The organism is Pseudomonas sp. PSKL.D1, from assembly GCF_028898945.1.
Taxonomy (GTDB): Bacteria; Pseudomonadota; Gammaproteobacteria; order Pseudomonadales; family Pseudomonadaceae; genus Aquipseudomonas.
On sequence record NZ_CP118607.1, the window covers coordinates 1,376,300 to 1,392,209 of the forward strand.

General features: G+C 62.3%; 13 protein-coding genes. 8 read left to right on the top strand and 5 right to left on the bottom strand.

The genetic code is table 11. The annotated features are described in order from the left end of the window. The first annotated feature begins 41 nt into the window (after nt 1-41). Together PVV54_RS06065 and PVV54_RS06070 are read left to right on the top strand one after the other, a co-directional pair. Nucleotides 42-836 (top strand): IclR family transcriptional regulator, encoded by a 795-nt coding sequence (locus PVV54_RS06065; protein ID WP_274909066.1) that lies wholly within the window; start codon nt 42-44, stop codon nt 834-836. Between the two features lie 97 nt (nt 837-933). After that, complete coding sequence (locus PVV54_RS06070; protein WP_274909067.1) at nt 934-1,767, top strand: hypothetical protein; 834 nt, start codon at nt 934-936, stop codon at nt 1,765-1,767. A gap of 202 nt (nt 1,768-1,969) precedes the next feature. On the opposite strand, the gene PVV54_RS06075 is transcribed toward PVV54_RS06070, so the two are convergent. From PVV54_RS06075 to PVV54_RS06085, 3 genes are all read right to left on the bottom strand, one after another. Continuing rightward, nucleotides 1,970-3,220 (bottom strand): ribonucleotide-diphosphate reductase subunit beta, encoded by a 1,251-nt coding sequence (locus tag PVV54_RS06075; protein ID WP_274909068.1) that lies wholly within the window; start codon nt 3,218-3,220, stop codon nt 1,970-1,972. 525 nt (nt 3,221-3,745) lie between these two features. Beyond that, the gene (locus PVV54_RS06080) at nt 3,746-3,877 is read right to left on the bottom strand and encodes a hypothetical protein (protein ID WP_274909069.1); all 132 of its coding nucleotides are present in this window, start codon (nt 3,875-3,877) and stop codon (nt 3,746-3,748) included. Nucleotides 3,878-4,018: 141 nt separating this feature from the next. After that, entirely contained in the window at nt 4,019-6,895 is a 2,877-nt protein-coding gene (locus PVV54_RS06085) for a ribonucleoside-diphosphate reductase subunit alpha (RefSeq protein ID WP_274909070.1), read from the bottom strand. A gap of 631 nt (nt 6,896-7,526) precedes the next feature. On the opposite strand from PVV54_RS06085, the gene PVV54_RS06090 reads away from it, so the two are divergent. Next, a complete protein-coding gene (locus tag PVV54_RS06090) occupies nt 7,527-8,225 on the top strand; it encodes a response regulator transcription factor (RefSeq protein WP_274909071.1) in 699 nt (232 codons plus the stop codon). Continuing rightward, nucleotides 8,222-9,829 (top strand): ATP-binding protein, encoded by a 1,608-nt coding sequence (locus PVV54_RS06095; protein ID WP_274909072.1) that lies wholly within the window; start codon nt 8,222-8,224, stop codon nt 9,827-9,829. The genes PVV54_RS06090 and PVV54_RS06095 overlap by 4 nt, the downstream gene beginning before the upstream one ends. A 3-nt stretch (nt 9,830-9,832) precedes the next feature. Here the strand turns inward: PVV54_RS06095 and PVV54_RS06100 are convergent, their stop codons facing one another. Further along, nucleotides 9,833-10,534 (bottom strand): 4'-phosphopantetheinyl transferase family protein, encoded by a 702-nt coding sequence (locus tag PVV54_RS06100; protein ID WP_274909073.1) that lies wholly within the window; start codon nt 10,532-10,534, stop codon nt 9,833-9,835. An 87-nt stretch (nt 10,535-10,621) separates the two neighbouring features. Then, entirely contained in the window at nt 10,622-11,413 is a 792-nt protein-coding gene (locus PVV54_RS06105; RefSeq protein ID WP_274909074.1) for a dienelactone hydrolase family protein, read from the bottom strand. Nucleotides 11,414-11,543: 130 nt separating this feature from the next. On the opposite strand from PVV54_RS06105, the gene PVV54_RS06110 reads away from it, so the two are divergent. The 4 genes from PVV54_RS06110 (at nt 11,544) to PVV54_RS06125 (ending at nt 15,901) form a co-directional block, all read left to right on the top strand. Next, nucleotides 11,544-12,149, top strand: coding sequence for a hypothetical protein (locus PVV54_RS06110; protein ID WP_274909075.1), 606 nt, complete (start codon nt 11,544-11,546; stop codon nt 12,147-12,149). Nucleotides 12,150-12,261: 112 nt separating this feature from the next. Then, nucleotides 12,262-12,939, top strand: coding sequence for a response regulator (locus PVV54_RS06115; RefSeq protein ID WP_274909076.1), 678 nt, complete (start codon nt 12,262-12,264; stop codon nt 12,937-12,939). Beyond that, nucleotides 12,936-14,282: an ATP-binding protein gene (locus PVV54_RS06120; RefSeq protein ID WP_274909077.1), complete on the top strand. Its 1,347-nt coding sequence runs from the start codon at nt 12,936-12,938 to the stop codon at nt 14,280-14,282. Before PVV54_RS06115 ends, PVV54_RS06120 begins: the two co-directional genes overlap by 4 nt. Nucleotides 14,283-14,578: 296 nt before the next feature. After that, the gene (locus PVV54_RS06125) at nt 14,579-15,901 is read left to right on the top strand and encodes a dicarboxylate/amino acid:cation symporter (RefSeq protein WP_274909078.1); all 1,323 of its coding nucleotides are present in this window, start codon (nt 14,579-14,581) and stop codon (nt 15,899-15,901) included. Nucleotides 15,902-15,910: the final 9 nt, after the last annotated feature.

A 15,910-nucleotide genomic window follows, 5' to 3' on the forward strand; every position in this document is an offset into this window, starting at 1 on the left:
ATAATGTCGCCCGCCCACTCGCTTAACGTTAAAGGCAGGACATGCAGGAAGACCCCGCTAAAACCGCAGCCCCGACCGGTACCCAGACCCTGCTGCGCGGCCTGGCGGTGGTGCAGGCCGTGGCCGCTGGCGCCCGGGACCTCAAGGAAATCGCCCGACATATCGGCACCACCCGCAGCACTACCCACCGCCTGGTCAGTTGCCTGGTAGAGGAACGCTACCTGCGCGTATTGCCCCAGGTGGGCTACCTGCTGGGGCCGAAGCTGATCGAGTTGGGCTTTCAGGCCCGCGAAGAGCTGCCACTGGTGACGTTGGCCGCGCCGTATCTGGACGAGCTCTCGGCGTTGACCGGCGACACCATTCACCTGGCGATCCGCGAAGGCGATGAGGTGCTGTACCTGCACAAGACGCCGGGCCGTAACGGCCCAGAGATGCGCTCACGGGTCGGCCATCGCATGCCGCTGGCGCGCACCGGCATCGGCAAGGCGCTGATGCTCGACGACACCCCGGCCGAGTGGCAGCGGTTGTATGAAACCAGCCTGCCGGTGGGGGGCAAGAGTGCATTCTGGCCGGACCACGCTGAACAAACGTGGCCACAGTTCGAACAGCGCATGGTGGAATATGTGGCGGGGGGCTACGCCTTCGACCTGGAGGACAACGAACCGTCGATCCGCTGCGTGGCAGCGCCGGTGCGCGATGCCAGCCGCCATATCGTTGCCGGCATCAGCGTGGCCAGCACCGTGCCGTACATGCCCGAAGAAAAGATGCGCAAGCTGATTCCGGTGATCAAGGATGTGACCGCCCGGCTGTCGGAGGAACTCGGGCTGAAAAATTAGCCCGTGTTGGCAGCACCGTGGAACAAACTTCAGCAAGTCATGTCTCAACGCCAGCAGAGACATGACGTTTCATTCCCCAAGGCAAGGAGGCTTTACCATGCAACCCACCCCAACTACGTCCACCGGCAAGCTGCTCGGCAGTTATGGCTATGGCAAGGCGTTGATCATCGCCCTGATGGCACTTGGCAGCATCTTTGTGGGCCTGGCTGCTTTCGTCGGCTACCTCAGCGTCGTCACCCCGGATGGAAGCGGCCCACCGGCGCAACTGTTGTACTCCACCATCGGTTTGTTGCTGGTCATCGGCGTAAGCCTGTTCGGCCTGGCCCTGTGGCAGAAAAAGCTGCGTGTCGCCCGTTACGAAGTGTATGAAAAGGGCATCTGCCAGATCATTGGCAGCCAGCGCGACTATGTGCCGTTCAGCGAGATGGGCGACTTCTACCTGTTCGCCTCGGGCCAGACCGCCATTGCCGGTTTGCTCAACAACCTCGCTTACCGCCGCAATGCCAGCGAACCCTTCCGCCGCGTCAACCCGCACCTGCAAAAGCTCTATGTGTTCCTTGAGCAAGTGCGTGAGCAGTACCTGAACGAACGCCAGCCAGCCGTACTCGCCACGCTGGAAAGCGGCGGTGCGGTGCAGTTCAACTACCTGGAATCTTCGCAGGTGTGGAAAAAGCGCATGCGTGGTGATTTCGTCAATATCGCTACCAAGCCGCTGGTTGTCACCTCGCAAGCCCTGGATGTCGATGGCCACAAGGTGTCGCTGAACAGCCTGCGTGACGTAGACCTCAGCCAGTGGACGGAGTTGGTGGTGATCAAGGACGAGAACGGCCAGACCGTGCTGTCGACCGTGGGCAGCGGCATCATCAGTTTCGACCTGTTCCTGAACACCTTGCACAATCTGCTTGAGGCCAGGAAGCCCGTTACGGCGTGAATTGGCAGGGACGTGTAGGAGCGGCTTTAGCCGCGAACACCGGCAAAGCCGGTGCCAGGCACCGCGTCGCTTTCTTCGCGGCTGAAGCCGCTCCTACAGGGTACGCGACACGCTTGCGGCCGGGCAGCGCAGCCCAAAAGCGAATTTTGAGACACAAAAAAGGCTGCCAATCGGCAGCCTTCTCGATACCCAGCCCGGACGATCAGTCCCAGCTCAGTGCCCCACCAGTCTGATACTCGATCACACGCGTCTCAAAGAAGTTCTTCTCTTTCTTCAAGTCCATGATCTCGCTCATCCAAGGGAACGGGTTGTTGGTGCCTGGGTACTCTTCCTTCAGGCCGATCTGGGTCAGGCGACGGTTGGCGATGAACTTGAGGTAGTCCTCCATCATCGCGGCGTTCATGCCCAGTACACCGCGTGGCATGGTGTCACGGGCATATTCGATCTCCAGCTGGGTCCCTTGCAGGATCATCTGGGTCGCTTCTTCCTTCATGGCCGCATCCCACAGGTGCGGGTTTTCGATCTTGATCTGGTTGATCACGTCGATACCGAAGTTCAGGTGCATCGACTCGTCACGCAGGATGTACTGGAACTGCTCGGCAACGCCGGTCATCTTGTTGCGGCGGCCCATGGACAGGATCTGGGTGAAGCCGCAGTAGAAGAAGATGCCTTCCAGTACGCAGTAGTAAGCGATCAGGTTGCGCAGCAGCTCTTTGTCGGTTTCGACGGTGCCGGTGTTAAATTCCGGGTCGGAGATGGCGCGGGTGTACTTCAGGCCCCAGGCGGCTTTTTTAGCGACCGACGGGATCTCGTGGTACATGTTGAAGATCTCGCCTTCATCCATGCCCAGCGACTCGATGCAGTACTGGTAGGCGTGGGTGTGGATCGCCTCTTCGAAGGCCTGGCGCAGGATGTACTGGCGGCACTCCGGGTTGGTGATCAGGCGGTACACGGCCAGGGCCAGGTTGTTGGCAACCAGCGAGTCGGCGGTGGAGAAGAAGCCCAGGTTACGCATGACGATACGGCGCTCGTCTTCGGTCAGGCCGTCCTGGCTCTTCCACAGGGCGATGTCGGCGGTCATGTTGACCTCTTGCGGCATCCAGTGGTTGGCGCAGCCGTCGAGGTACTTCTGCCAGGCCCAGTCGTACTTGAACGGTACCAGTTGGTTCAGGTCGGCGCGGCAGTTGATCATGCGCTTTTCGTCAACGGCAACACGGGCCGAGGAGCCTTCCAGCTCGGCCAGGCCTTCGGCGATGTCGAGGGCGTCGAGGGCGGCCTTGGCGCGTTTGACGGCGTCGGAGTCAGCGGCGGTGGCGGCACGGGCTTCAAGGGCGGCGGCACCGCCGGCGCTGTCGAGCTTGTCGAGGGTGGCGGCGGCGTTGGCCTGCGCAGGGGTGTTGCCTTTGGCGGCTACTTCGCCGTCTTCCTTGTCGAATTCGTCCCAGCTCAGCATGGTGATTGGCTCCTGCTTGAGGGTTACCCGGGGGTAACCGGTTGGATTTTAAAAGTGTGATGCCTGACGCAAGGCCTAACGGCGAATGGACAGCTCGAGAGGCTGACTCTCGTTTACATCGGAATGTGTTCTGGCTTGTGCCTGGCCGGGCCTCGGTGAGGGGCCAGGACAATTGAATGGGTGCCCTTTTCAGAGGGGGCGAAGTATACCGGAATTCGCTGTCGATCGGGGCACGAGTCTGGCGGGCGAGGGTAAATTTTCGACCGGGGTTACGCGTGGCCGTTTACGAATCGCGTGTCGTTTTCGATGGGTAGGAGTGTAGCGGGAAAGAAAGCATAAATCACCATATGTTGTGCCTTTATTTGTTTTTTACACATCATGTGGTGTTCTTTCGATCTTTGTGGGAGCGGCCTTGCGTCGCGAAAGGGGTGCATAGCACCCCCCGGTTTGCAGCTCCGCAGCTGACATTGCCGGGGCCGCTACGCGACCCTTTCGCGACACGAGGCCGCTCCCACAGCGACCGGGTTAGCTGTGATGCTTGTGCAGCGTTTCCACTATGTGGGTCTTGGGTTGCTTGCGTGCCTGTTCAACCGAGGTGAAGCGGCCGGTCTCGGCATTGCGGCCAATCTTGCGGCTTGCCACTTTTTTCTGTGCCATGGTGAGCATCCTCATTGAAGGGTCCTGCCTTTGTACCGAACCGTTCAGGCGGTGTGAAAAGGGCAGGGTTTCTCTGAAAATCAGGCACAAAAAAGCCGCAAGGGGCACCCGAAGGCACCCCGTGCGGCTTTTACCTACGCCTTATTGGCAGGCTTCGCAATCCGGCTCGTCGATCGCGCAGGCCTTCGGCACTGGCGCCGGGCCAGCGGCCTGGACCGGGGCGCTGTCGCCACCGCTGGACACCGCATTGAGCTTGCCGGTGTTGATGGTCGACTTCTCGGTGCTGGTCGCAGCCAGGGCACGGAGGTAGTAGGTGGTTTTCAGGCCACGGTACCAGGCCATGCGGTAGGTCACGTCCAGCTTCTTGCCCGATGCGCCGGCGATGTACAGGTTCAGCGACTGAGCCTGGTCGATCCACTTCTGGCGACGGCTGGCAGCATCGACGATCCACTTGGTCTCAACTTCGAACGCGGTGGCGTACAGGTCTTTGAGCTCTTGCGGAATACGCTCGATCTGCTGCACCGAACCGTCGTAGTACTTCAGGTCGTTGATCATCACCGAGTCCCACAGGCCGCGGGCTTTCAGGTCGCGGACCAGGTACGGGTTGATCACGGTGAACTCGCCCGACAGGTTCGATTTCACGTACAGGTTCTGGTAGGTCGGCTCGATGGACTGCGATACGCCGGTGATGTTGGCGATGGTCGCGGTCGGCGCGATGGCCATGATGTTCGAGTTACGAATACCTTTTTGCACGCGGGCACGGATCGGCGCCCAGTCCAGGGTCTCTTCCAGGTTGACGTCGATGTACTTGGCGCCACGGGCTTCGATCAGGATCTGTTGCGAGTCCAGCGGCAGGATGCCTTTGGACCACAGCGAACCCTGGAAGGTCTCGTAGGCGCCACGCTCATCGGCCAGGTCGCACGAGGCCTGGATGGCGAAGTAGCTGACCGCTTCCATGGACTTGTCGGCGAACTCGACGGCAGCGTCAGAGCCATAAGGAATGTGCTGCAGGTACAGCGCATCCTGGAAGCCCATGATGCCCAGGCCGACCGGGCGGTGCTTGAAGTTCGAGTTACGCGCTTGCGGCACCGAGTAGTAGTTGATGTCGATCACGTTGTCGAGCATGCGCACGGCAGTGTTCACGGTGCCTTGCAGCTTGGCGGTGTCCAGCTTGCCGTCGACGATGTGGTTCGGCAGGTTGATCGAGCCCAGGTTGCAGACCGCGATCTCGTCCTTGTTGGTGTTCAGGGTGATCTCGGTGCACAGGTTCGAGCTGTGGACCACGCCCACGTGCTGCTGCGGCGAACGCAGGTTGCACGGGTCTTTGAAGGTCAGCCACGGGTGGCCGGTCTCGAACAGCATCGACAGCATCTTGCGCCACAGGTCTTTGGCCTGGATGGTCTTGAATACCTTGATCTTGTTGTACTCGGTCAGGGCTTCGTAGTACTCGTAGCGCTCTTCGAAGGCCTTGCCGGTCAGGTCGTGCAGGTCTGGCACTTCCGATGGCGAGAACAGGGTCCACTTGCCGTCATCGAAGACGCGCTTCATGAACAGGTCCGGGATCCAGTTGGCGGTGTTCATGTCGTGGGTACGACGACGGTCATCACCGGTGTTCTTGCGCAGCTCGATGAATTCTTCGATGTCCAGGTGCCAGGTTTCCAGGTAGGCACAGACAGCGCCTTTGCGCTTGCCGCCCTGGTTAACAGCAACAGCGGTGTCGTTGACCACTTTCAGGAACGGCACGACGCCCTGGGATTTACCGTTGGTGCCCTTGATGTAGGAGCCCAGTGCGCGCACAGGGGTCCAGTCGTTGCCCAGGCCGCCGGCGAATTTCGACAGCATGGCGTTGTCGTGGATCGCGTGGTAGATGCCCGACAGGTCGTCCGGCACGGTGGTCAGGTAGCAGCTGGACAGCTGCGGGCGCAGGGTGCCGGCGTTGAACAGGGTCGGGGTCGAGGCCATGTAGTCGAACGACGACAACAGGTTGTAGAACTCGATCGCACGGGCTTCCTTGTCTTTTTCTTCCAGCGCCAGGCCCATGGCCACACGCATGAAGAATACCTGCGGCAGCTCGAAGCGCACGCCATCCTTGTGGATGAAGTAGCGGTCGTACAGGGTTTGCAGGCCCAGGTAGGTGAACTGCTGGTCGCGCTCGTGGTTGATCGCCTTGCCGAGTTTTTCCAGGTCGAAGTCGGCCAGGGCCGGGTTCAGCAGTTCGAACTCGACACCTTTGGCGATGTAGGCCGGCAGGGCCTTGGCGTACAGGTCGGCCATCTCGTGGTGGGTGGCGCTGTCGGCGACGTTGAGGAAGCCCAGGCCTTCGGCACGCAGGGTGTCCATCAGCAGGCGGGCGGTGACGAACGAGTAGTTCGGCTCGCGCTCTACCAGGGTACGGGCGGTCATTACCAGGGCGGTGTTGACGTCCTTGATGGCCACGCCGTCGTACAGGTTCTTCAGGGTTTCGCGCTGGATCAGGTCGCCATCGACTTCGGCCAGGCCTTCGCAGGCTTCGCTGATGATGGTGTTCAGGCGGGCCATGTCCAGAGGGGCCAGGCTGCCGTCGGCCAGGGTGATGCGGATGCTTGGGTGCGGCTCGACCACGGCGTCGGTGTGGGCGCGGGTGGCACGCTCCTTGGCACGCTGGTCGCGGTAGATCACGTAGTCACGGGCAACTTTCTGCTCGCCGGCACGCATCAGGGCCAGTTCGACCTGGTCCTGGATTTCTTCGATGTGGATGGTGCCACCCGATGGCATGCGACGCTTGAACGTGGCGGTAACCTGCTCGGTCAGGCGTGCGACGGTGTCGTGGATGCGCGACGAGGCGGCGGCGGTGCCGCCTTCAACTGCGAGGAACGCCTTGGTGATGGCCACGGTGATCTTGTCGTCGGTGTAAGGGACGACAGTGCCGTTGCGCTTGATCACGCGCAGTTGGCCAGGGGCGGTGGCAGCCAGATCCAGATTGGACTCGGCCTGCGGCGCCTGGGCCTGCGGGTTCTCGCGAGTTGTGTCGGTTTGCATGGGTGGGTGTCTCCACAGTTTCTATAGTGTTCAGGCGCCTTGTGGGCGCCCACCGTTCCGTCCGCTACTTCGATGCCCGGTGCGGGATGCGTCATGCGCGCGCATCCGCCCGCTCGGGCGTACCGACTTCGGGACAGACTCAGGAATTGGGGGCAAGAACCTTGCCGCTCCCTGGCCGAAGTCAAAGGCTATGAGGCGATGCCGGGGCATGCCTGAAAGCTTGTTCTCCATATTCCGCTGGAGCGGTTTGGTTGTTGAAACCACTGTAAGTTCAGCAGGAAAAATCGCTTGAATTTCCGTGCCGAGTTGTGTTTGAGATTTTGGCTTAAACCCAACATCTAGTGGTTTGCTGCATTCGGGATACAAGATAATGCGGTATTGGGGTCTTTGCAAGGCGGACGCCTGTGGATAACGTGTGGGTACTTTGTGTGTGAATAGTGGGTATTCGCTGTAGGCCTTGTACCAAGAGGTTTGCACTATTTTTCTGCATCGGGCGCAGGTTGGCAGCGCCGGGGCCGGGACGTAGTATCCCTTGCGGATGTGTCAAATTGTACCGCACCCGAAGGAGCGGCCTTGCCTTGCGAAAGGGCCCCCACAGGCTTCACAAGAACAACAGCCAAAGGCAAAAGCCATGGATAACCCCACCCCCCGTCTACTCATCGTCGAAGACGACCAACGCCTTGCCGAGCTCACCGCCGAATACCTGCAAGCCAATGGCTTCGACGTATCGGTGGAAGGCGACGGCGCCCGTGCTGCCCGTCGCATCGTCGACAGCCAGCCCGACCTTGTGATCCTCGACCTGATGCTGCCCGGCGAAGACGGCCTGAGCATCTGCCGTCGCGTACGCAGCCAGTACCCCGGTCCGATCCTCATGCTTACCGCCCGCAGCGACGAACTCGACCAGGTTCAGGGCCTGGACCTGGGCGCCGACGACTATGTGTGCAAACCGGTACGCCCCCGCCTGCTGCTGGCGCGTATCCAGGCCCTGCTGCGGCGCAGCGAACCCACGGACGGCAAGCGCCACGACCTGGCCTTCGGCGCGCTACGCCTGGACAACCGCCAGCGCGAGGCGCACCTGGGCGAGCAGCTGATCGACCTCACCGGCGCCGAATTCGACCTGCTCTGGCTGCTGGCCAGCAACGCCGGCCGGGTACTGTCCCGCGAGCAGATCTTCACCGCGTTGCGCGGGGTGGGCTACGACGGCCAGGACCGCTCCATCGATGTGCGTATTTCCAAGATCCGCCCCAAGATAGGTGATGACCCGATTCACCCACGGCTGATCAAGACCCTGCGCAGCAAAGGCTATTTGTTTGTCGGCGATGCCCCATGAACAACTCCATTTTCCTGCGCATTTATGGCGGCATGCTCGCCGTGCTGGTGCTGGTTGGCCTGCTGGGTGTGCTGACCCTGCACCTGGTGAATGAAGTGCGCGCCGCCCAGCATCGCGAGCGCCTGGCCCAGGGCACGTTCAGCCTGATGGCCGACAACCTGGCGCAGCAGAATCAAACCGAACGCAAACGCTCGCTGCTGATCTGGGAGCGCCTGCTGGGTGTGCCACTGGACTTGCAGGCCATGTCGACACGGCCGCTGGATGGCACCCAGCGCGCACGGCTGTACCGCGGCCTGGTGGTTGTGGAGAAAACCGGGCCGCACGCCGCGCAGGTGCTGCGCAAGGTCGGCCAGGAAGACATGCTGCTCGTAGCCCAAGTCAAGCAGGTCAGTGAGCAGTTGGCGCGCGCCACGCTGTATTTGCTCGCCGACGAGTTGGTGCGTTACCCGGTGACCGAGCAGCAACAGCGGCTGGCGCAGATCAGGGAGAGCAAGGGCTTTGGCTTTGGTATCGCTTTGCAGCGCCTGGAGCGGGTGGGCCTAGACGACGACCAGCGCCGTCGGGTGGAGGAGGGCGACACCGTCATGGCGCTGGGCGCGGACGGCGATTCGATCCGCGTGTTCGCTGGCCTGCCGGGTTCACCCTGGGTGCTGGAAATTGGCCCGCTGCACCAGCTCAACCCCTATCCGCCGCAACTGTTGATCCTTATTGCGTTCCTTGGCTTGTGCCTGATTGGCCTGGTGGTCTATTTGCTGGTGCGTCAGCTGGAACGGCGGGTTTCGGGAATGGAAGTTGCCGCCACACGTATTGCCCAGGGCAGCCTGGACACCCGAGTGCCGGCCGGTGACGCCGACTCGGTTGGGCGCCTGGCAGCAGCGTTCAATGGCATGGCCGAGCACCTGCAGCGCTCACTGAACATGCAGCGTGAGCTGGTGCGGGCCGTTTCCCACGAGTTGCGCACGCCCGTGGCGCGTTTGCGCTTTGGCCTGGAGATGATCGAAAACGCGCCCAGCGAGCAGGCGCGCGCCAAGCACCTGGCCGGCATGGACGGCGATATCCAGGACCTGGACCGCTTGGTGGACGAGATGCTGACCTACGCCCGCCTGGAGCAGGGCGCGCCTGCGCTGCATTTTGAGCGTATCGACCTGAATGCCCTGCTTGACCGGGTGATCGTCGAACTGGCGCCGCTCAACCCCAACGTGAAACTGGTGCGCGGTGAATGCCAGGTGCACGACGCGCAGGGTGCCTGGGTCGAGGCTGAGCTGCGTTACCTGCACCGCGCCTTGCAGAACCTGGTCAGCAATGCCTTGCGCCATGCAGGCACCGAAGTGCGCCTGAGTTACCAACTCGGCCAACAGCGCTGTCGCATCGATGTGGAGGATGATGGCCCCGGTATTCCTGAAAGCTACTGGGATCGCATCTTCACGCCTTTTACCCGGCTGGACGACAGCCGTACCCGGGCGTCGGGCGGGCATGGCTTAGGGTTGTCGATCGTGCGGCGGATCATTTACTGGCACGCCGGCCGCGCCACGGTGGGGCGCAGCGAAGCGCTGGGCGGGGCCTGCTTCAGCCTGAACTGGCCGCGTGAGCAGGCGCCACAGTAGTGGCTAGACGCTTACCAGGCTGAGCAACTGGCCGCCTTGCACGTTGAACTGGCCTTGCACTTCCGCGCCATGGTGCCACTCAGGCGACAGGTCGGTCAGCAAGCGCAGGCGGGCCTGGCCGTCGCTGGACCAATCCAGGATTTCGGCGTGCTCGAAGTAGAAGCGCTGGCGAGTGAGTGGGTACAGGGTCTTGAACAGGCTTTCCTTCAGCGAGAAGGTGAGCGTCACGGCCAGGGCAAGCTGGGTGCGGTCGAGGCGCTCGAGTTCGGCCGGGGTGAGGATTTCGCCCATCAGTCGTTCGGCGCGCTCATCGTCAAGCAGTGTTTCCTGGTCCAGCCCGATGCCCCTGCAAGCGCTGTCGGCGGCCACCACGGCAGCGGCCCAGCCTTTGCCATGGGTGATCGAACCATGAATGCCGGTTGGCCAGATGGGGGAGCGGTCTTCATGGGTGCCGGGTACATAGTCGCGGCCATCGAGCCGCTGCAGCGCGGCGCGGGCGCACACTCGGCCAGCCAGGTACTCGGCCTGGCGCTTGGCCACTGAGCGTTGCAGGCTGGCGTTGGGCACGATGCCGACGCGCTGAAAGTCGTCGGTGGCCAGTTGGGCGGGGTCGAAGGCGCAACTGGCCAGTACCGCACCCGGGAGCGGGCGGGGCAGGGGCCAGTGGAACTGGAGCGGGGCGCAGCAGTTGGGGAGTGTGTTCATGGCTGTATTGTGCCAGCCGTAGGGGATGTGTGGGAGGTGGGGCTGCTGCGCAGCCCTTTCCGACCGGTCCGGCGCCCCGGCGATCGTTCAGTCAAACGCCGACTTCAAAAAAGCCTGCATATCCGCCCACGAACTCTCATCCGCCGCCTTGCTATACCCGATATCCGGCCCGCCATGTTCGCCATGGCTCAGCCGATCGGCATCCGGGTTGGTAAACCCATGCTTGGCACCGGGAATCCCGACGAACTTGTAGTCGGCCTTCACTGCATCCATTTCCGCCTTGAACGCCGTCACCTGCTCCGGCGTGACCATGCTGTCAGCCTCGCCATGCTCCACCAGGATCTTCGCGCGGATCACGCCCGGTTTGGCCGGTGTCTGGGTAGCCAAAGCACCATGGAAGCTCACCACCCCATCAAGCTTTTCACCCCGGCGCGCCGCATCGAGCACCACCTTGCCGCCAAAGCAGTAGCCCACGGCAGCGATCTGGTGCTTGTTGATGTTTGGCTGTTTCTTGAGCAATTCCAGCCCCGCGTCAAAGCGCTCGATCGCTTCTTTCGGGTCTTTCATCGCTTCGGCCATGAAGGCCTGGGCCTCTGCCGGGTGCTCGGTTTTCTTGCCATCGCCATACATGTCGATGGCCAGCGCGTTGTAGCCCAGGGCCGCCAGGTCGCGGGCGCGGCGCTTGGCGTAGTCGTTCAGCCCCCACCACTCGTGTACCACCACGATGCCAGGGCGCTTGCCCTCGATCGCATCGTCATAGGCGTAATAGCCGACATAACGCTTGCCCTCAGCGTCCTGGTAAGGGATTTCGCGGGTTTGTACGGCCGCCTGGGCAAGAGCGGCGCTGCACATCAGGGTCACAGCCAGCAGGGCACGCATGTTCACTACTCCTTGTTTTGCAAACGGTTCGTTCAGCCGAGGTTCAGCCAGGGTTCAGCCGCGGTTCAGGGCACCCTGCTTACTCTAGCTTCCAGACAGAAACAGCGCATTCCATCTGGAGAGCCCCACCATGAAAACGTTCAATACCCTGCTCGCCGCCATGGCCGTCTGCGCCGCTGGCATCACCACCGCCCAGGCTGCCGACGACAACTTCGCCAGCCTCACCTATGGCCAGACCAGCGACAAGGTGCGCAAGTCCGGCCTGCTGCAGCGCAACACCGACAACCTGAATGCCGACGGCATCATTGGCAAGGACGATACCTGGGGCGTGCGCCTGGGCAAAATCAACGACCAGGGCCGTTACTACGCCACCTACGATAATGTGTCGGGCGACCACAGCGGCCTGAAGCTGCGCCAGGAAAACCTGCTTGGCAGCTATGACCGCTTCCTGCCGGTAACGGACACCACCAAGCTGTTCGGCGGCGGTAGCCTGGGCATGACCAAGCTGACCCAGGACTCGCCGGGCGCCAGCCGCGATACCGACTACGGCTACGCCGTGGGCCTGCAGGCGGGCGTGATTCAGGAGATTACCGACAAGGCCTCGGTGGAACTGGGCTACCGTTACCTGCGCACCAATGCCGCCACCGAAGTGGGCGCCAGCGGCGGGCCGAAGGATGGCACCCTGCGCCTGACCAGCAGCGCGCAGACTTACCTGTCGGCGAACTACAAGTTCTAGTTATCCTGTGCCGACGCTATCGCGGATAAATCCGCTCCTACACCGACCCCTGTAGGAGCGGATTTATCCGCGATAGCGTCGGCACAGGCAACACACATCCAAGGAGCCCCACATGAAACTTCTGGTGGTCGAGGACGAAGCCCTGTTGCGGCACCACCTCAACACCCGCCTGGGCGAGAGCGGCCATGTGGTCCAGGCCGTTGCAGATGCTGAAGAAGCCCTCTACCAGGCCGACCAGTACCACTTCGACCTGGCCGTGATCGACCTGGGTCTGCCGGGCATGAGCGGCCTGGAGCTGATCGGCCGCCTGCGCAGCCAGGCCAAGACCTTCCCCATCCTCATTCTCACCGCCCGTGGCAACTGGCAAGACAAGGTAGAAGGCCTGGCCGCAGGGGCCGACGACTACCTGGTCAAACCCTTCCAGTTCGAAGAGCTCGAAGCACGCCTCAATGCCTTGTTGCGCCGCTCCAGCGGCTTTACCCAGTCGACCATTGCCGCCGGCCCGCTGGTGCTGGACCTCAACCGCAAGCAGGCGACCCTGGACGAGCAACCGCTGGCGCTGACCGCCTACGAATACCGCATCCTCGAATACCTCATGCGCCACCACCAGCAGGTGGTGGCCAAGGATCGCCTGATGGAGCAGCTGTACCCCGATGACGAGGAGCGCGACCCCAACGTCATCGAAGTGCTGGTCGGCCGCCTGCGGCGCAAGCTTGAAGGCGAGCGCGGCTTCAAGCCCATCGACACGGTGCGCGGCCTTGGTTACCTGTTCACCGAGCGCTGCCGGTGATCCGCTCCCTGCGGGTGCGCCTGATGCTGGCGGCGGCAGTGCTGGCGCTGCTGTTCATGCTGGCGTTGCTGCCGGCCCTGCAGAAGGCCTTCAGCCTGGCCTTGCAGGAGTCGATCGAGCAGCGCCTGGCCTCGGATGTGACCACGCTCATCTCTGCCGCGCGTATCGAGCATGGTCAGTTGCAGATGCCCGAACTGCTGCCCGACGAACGCTACAACCTGCCGTACACCGGCCTGCTGGGCTACATCTTCGACCGTGATGGCAAATTGGTGTGGCGCTCGCGTGCCACCGCCGACCGCAACATCAATTACCAGCCCCGCTATGACGGGCGCGGTAACGAGTTTGCCCGTATTCACCAAGACGACAACGAAGAGTTCTTCGTTTATGACGTCGAGATCAAACTGCTGGGCGGGCAAAGTGCGGCTTACAGCATCGTTGCCCTGCAGCCGGTGCGCGAGTACCAGCAAACCCTCGCCGGCCTGCGTGAAAAACTCTACCTCGGCTTTGGCGCCGCCTTGCTGGCCCTGCTGGTGCTGCTGTGGGCCGGGCTGACCTGGGGCCTGCGTTCGTTGCGCCGGCTCAGCCGCGAACTGGATGACGTGGAGTCAGGCGCCCGCGATGGCCTGAGCACGGAGCACCCGCGTGAACTGCTGCGCCTGACCGGCTCGCTCAACCGCTTGTTGCAGAGTGAGCGGGAGCAACGCCAGCGCTACCGGGATTCGTTGGGTGACCTGGCGCACAGCCTGAAAACACCGCTTGCCGTGCTGCAAGGCGTGGGTGAAAGCCTGCAGCAGCGCGATGGCGAGCGCGAGCAGGCGCGTGTGCTGCAAAGCCAGATCGAGCGCATGAGCCAGCAGATCGACTACCAGCTGCAGCGCGCCAGCCTGCGTAAGAGTGGCCTGGTGCGCCATAACGTGCAGTTGCGGCCTGTGCTGGTAAGCCTGTGCAGCACACTGGACAAGGTGTACCGCGACAAGCGGGTCGAGGTCGAGTTGCAGGTGCCGGAGCAGGCGCTGGTGCCGATGGAGCAGGGCGCCTTGCTGGAGCTGTTGGGTAACCTGCTTGAAAACGCCTACCGGCTGAGCTTGGGGCAGGTGCGGGTGAGCCTGCTGGAGGCGCCAGGGCAGTTGGCCCTGTGTGTCGAGGATGACGGCCCCGGTGTGCCTGCCGGCCAGCGCAAGCGGATTCTGGAGCGTGGCGAGCGGCTGGACCGCCAGCACCCGGGGCAGGGCATCGGGCTGGCGGTGGTGAAGGATATCGTTGACAGCTATGACGCCGAGCTGAGCCTGGAAGACTCCGGGCTGGGTGGCGCTGCATTTCGCATCGTTTTCCGGCTTGATTGATATTCAGGGTGGGGCGGATTCCCGCCACCCACCCCTGTACGAAATCCGCCATCAGGCGGAAACCCGCCATCAAATTCCCCCCGTTTCGCCCTGTCGTTGGGCATTTCTGCCCCGTAAACACGGCTTTTGCACCCATGATGGGCATTTTGGCATCGCCCTTGCTATCTGAGTTGGCAGAGGCCTGCCCAGGCAGCTCGAACACAACGACAAATCCCTCCAGGTGCAGGAGGGTTAGCGATTCAGGTGCCAACACACCCTGGGAAGGGTGAAGCCGGCACACTTGAGGAAAATTAGCCATGACGACACGTCAGCCGCTGTACAAATCCCTGTATGTCCAGGTGATCATCGCCATCACCATCGGCATCCTGCTCGGCCACTTCTACCCGGAAACCGGCGTCGCCCTCAAACCCTTGGGTGATGGCTTCGTCAAACTGATCAAGATGGTCATCGCGCCCATCATCTTCTGTACCGTGGTCAGCGGCATCGCTGGCATGCAGAGCATGAAGTCGGTCGGCAAGACCGGCGGCTACGCGCTGTTGTACTTTGAAATCGTCTCCACCATCGCCCTGATCATCGGCCTCGTGGTCGTCAACGTGGTCAAGCCGGGCGCTGGCATGCACATCGACGTCAGCACCCTGAACGCCAGCAGCGTGGCCGCCTACGCCGCCGCCGGCGCACAGCAGACCACCGTCGGCTTCCTGCTCAACATCATCCCCAACACCGTGGTAGGTGCCTTCGCCAACGGCGACATCCTGCAGGTGCTGATGTTCTCGGTGATCTTCGGCTTCGCCCTGCACCGCCTGGGCAGCTACGGCAAGCCGGTGCTGGACCTGATCGACCGCTTCGCCCATGTGATGTTCAACATCATCAACATGATCATGAAGCTCGCCCCGATCGGTGCATTCGGTGCCATGGCCTTCACCATCGGCCAGTACGGCGTGGGTTCGCTGGTACAGCTGGGCTACCTGATGGCCTGCTTCTACATCACCTGCCTGGCGTTCATCCTGATCGTGCTCGGCGGTATCTGCCGCGCTCACGGCTTCAGTGTCCTCAAGCTGATCCGCTACATCCGTGAAGAGCTGCTGATCGTGCTGGGTACTTCCTCGTCGGAATCGGCCCTGCCACGCATGCTGGCCAAGATGGAGCGCCTGGGTGCCAAGAAGTCTGTGGTTGGCCTGGTAATCCCGACCGGCTACTCGTTCAACCTGGACGGCACCTCGATCTACCTGACCATGGCCGCGGTGTTCATCGCCCAGGCCACTGACACCACCATGGACATCACCCACCAGATCACCCTGCTGCTGGTGCTGCTGGTTGCGTCCAAAGGTGCTGCCGGTGTAACCGGTTCGGGCTTCATCGTGCTGGCTGCCACCCTGTCCGCCGTTGGCCACCTGCCGGTTGCCGGCCTGGCACTGATCCTGGGTATCGACCGCTTCATGTCCGAAGCCCGCGCCCTGACCAACCTGATCGGCAACGCCGTGGCCACCGTGGTCGTGGCCAAGTGGGTCAAGGAAATGGACAACGACAAGCTGGCCTCGGAACTGGCTTCCGGTGGTGCACCGCTGGCCGATACCCGCCCGACTGATGACCTGGGTGTGGCTGAAGGCCCGGCGCGTTGATTGAACGGC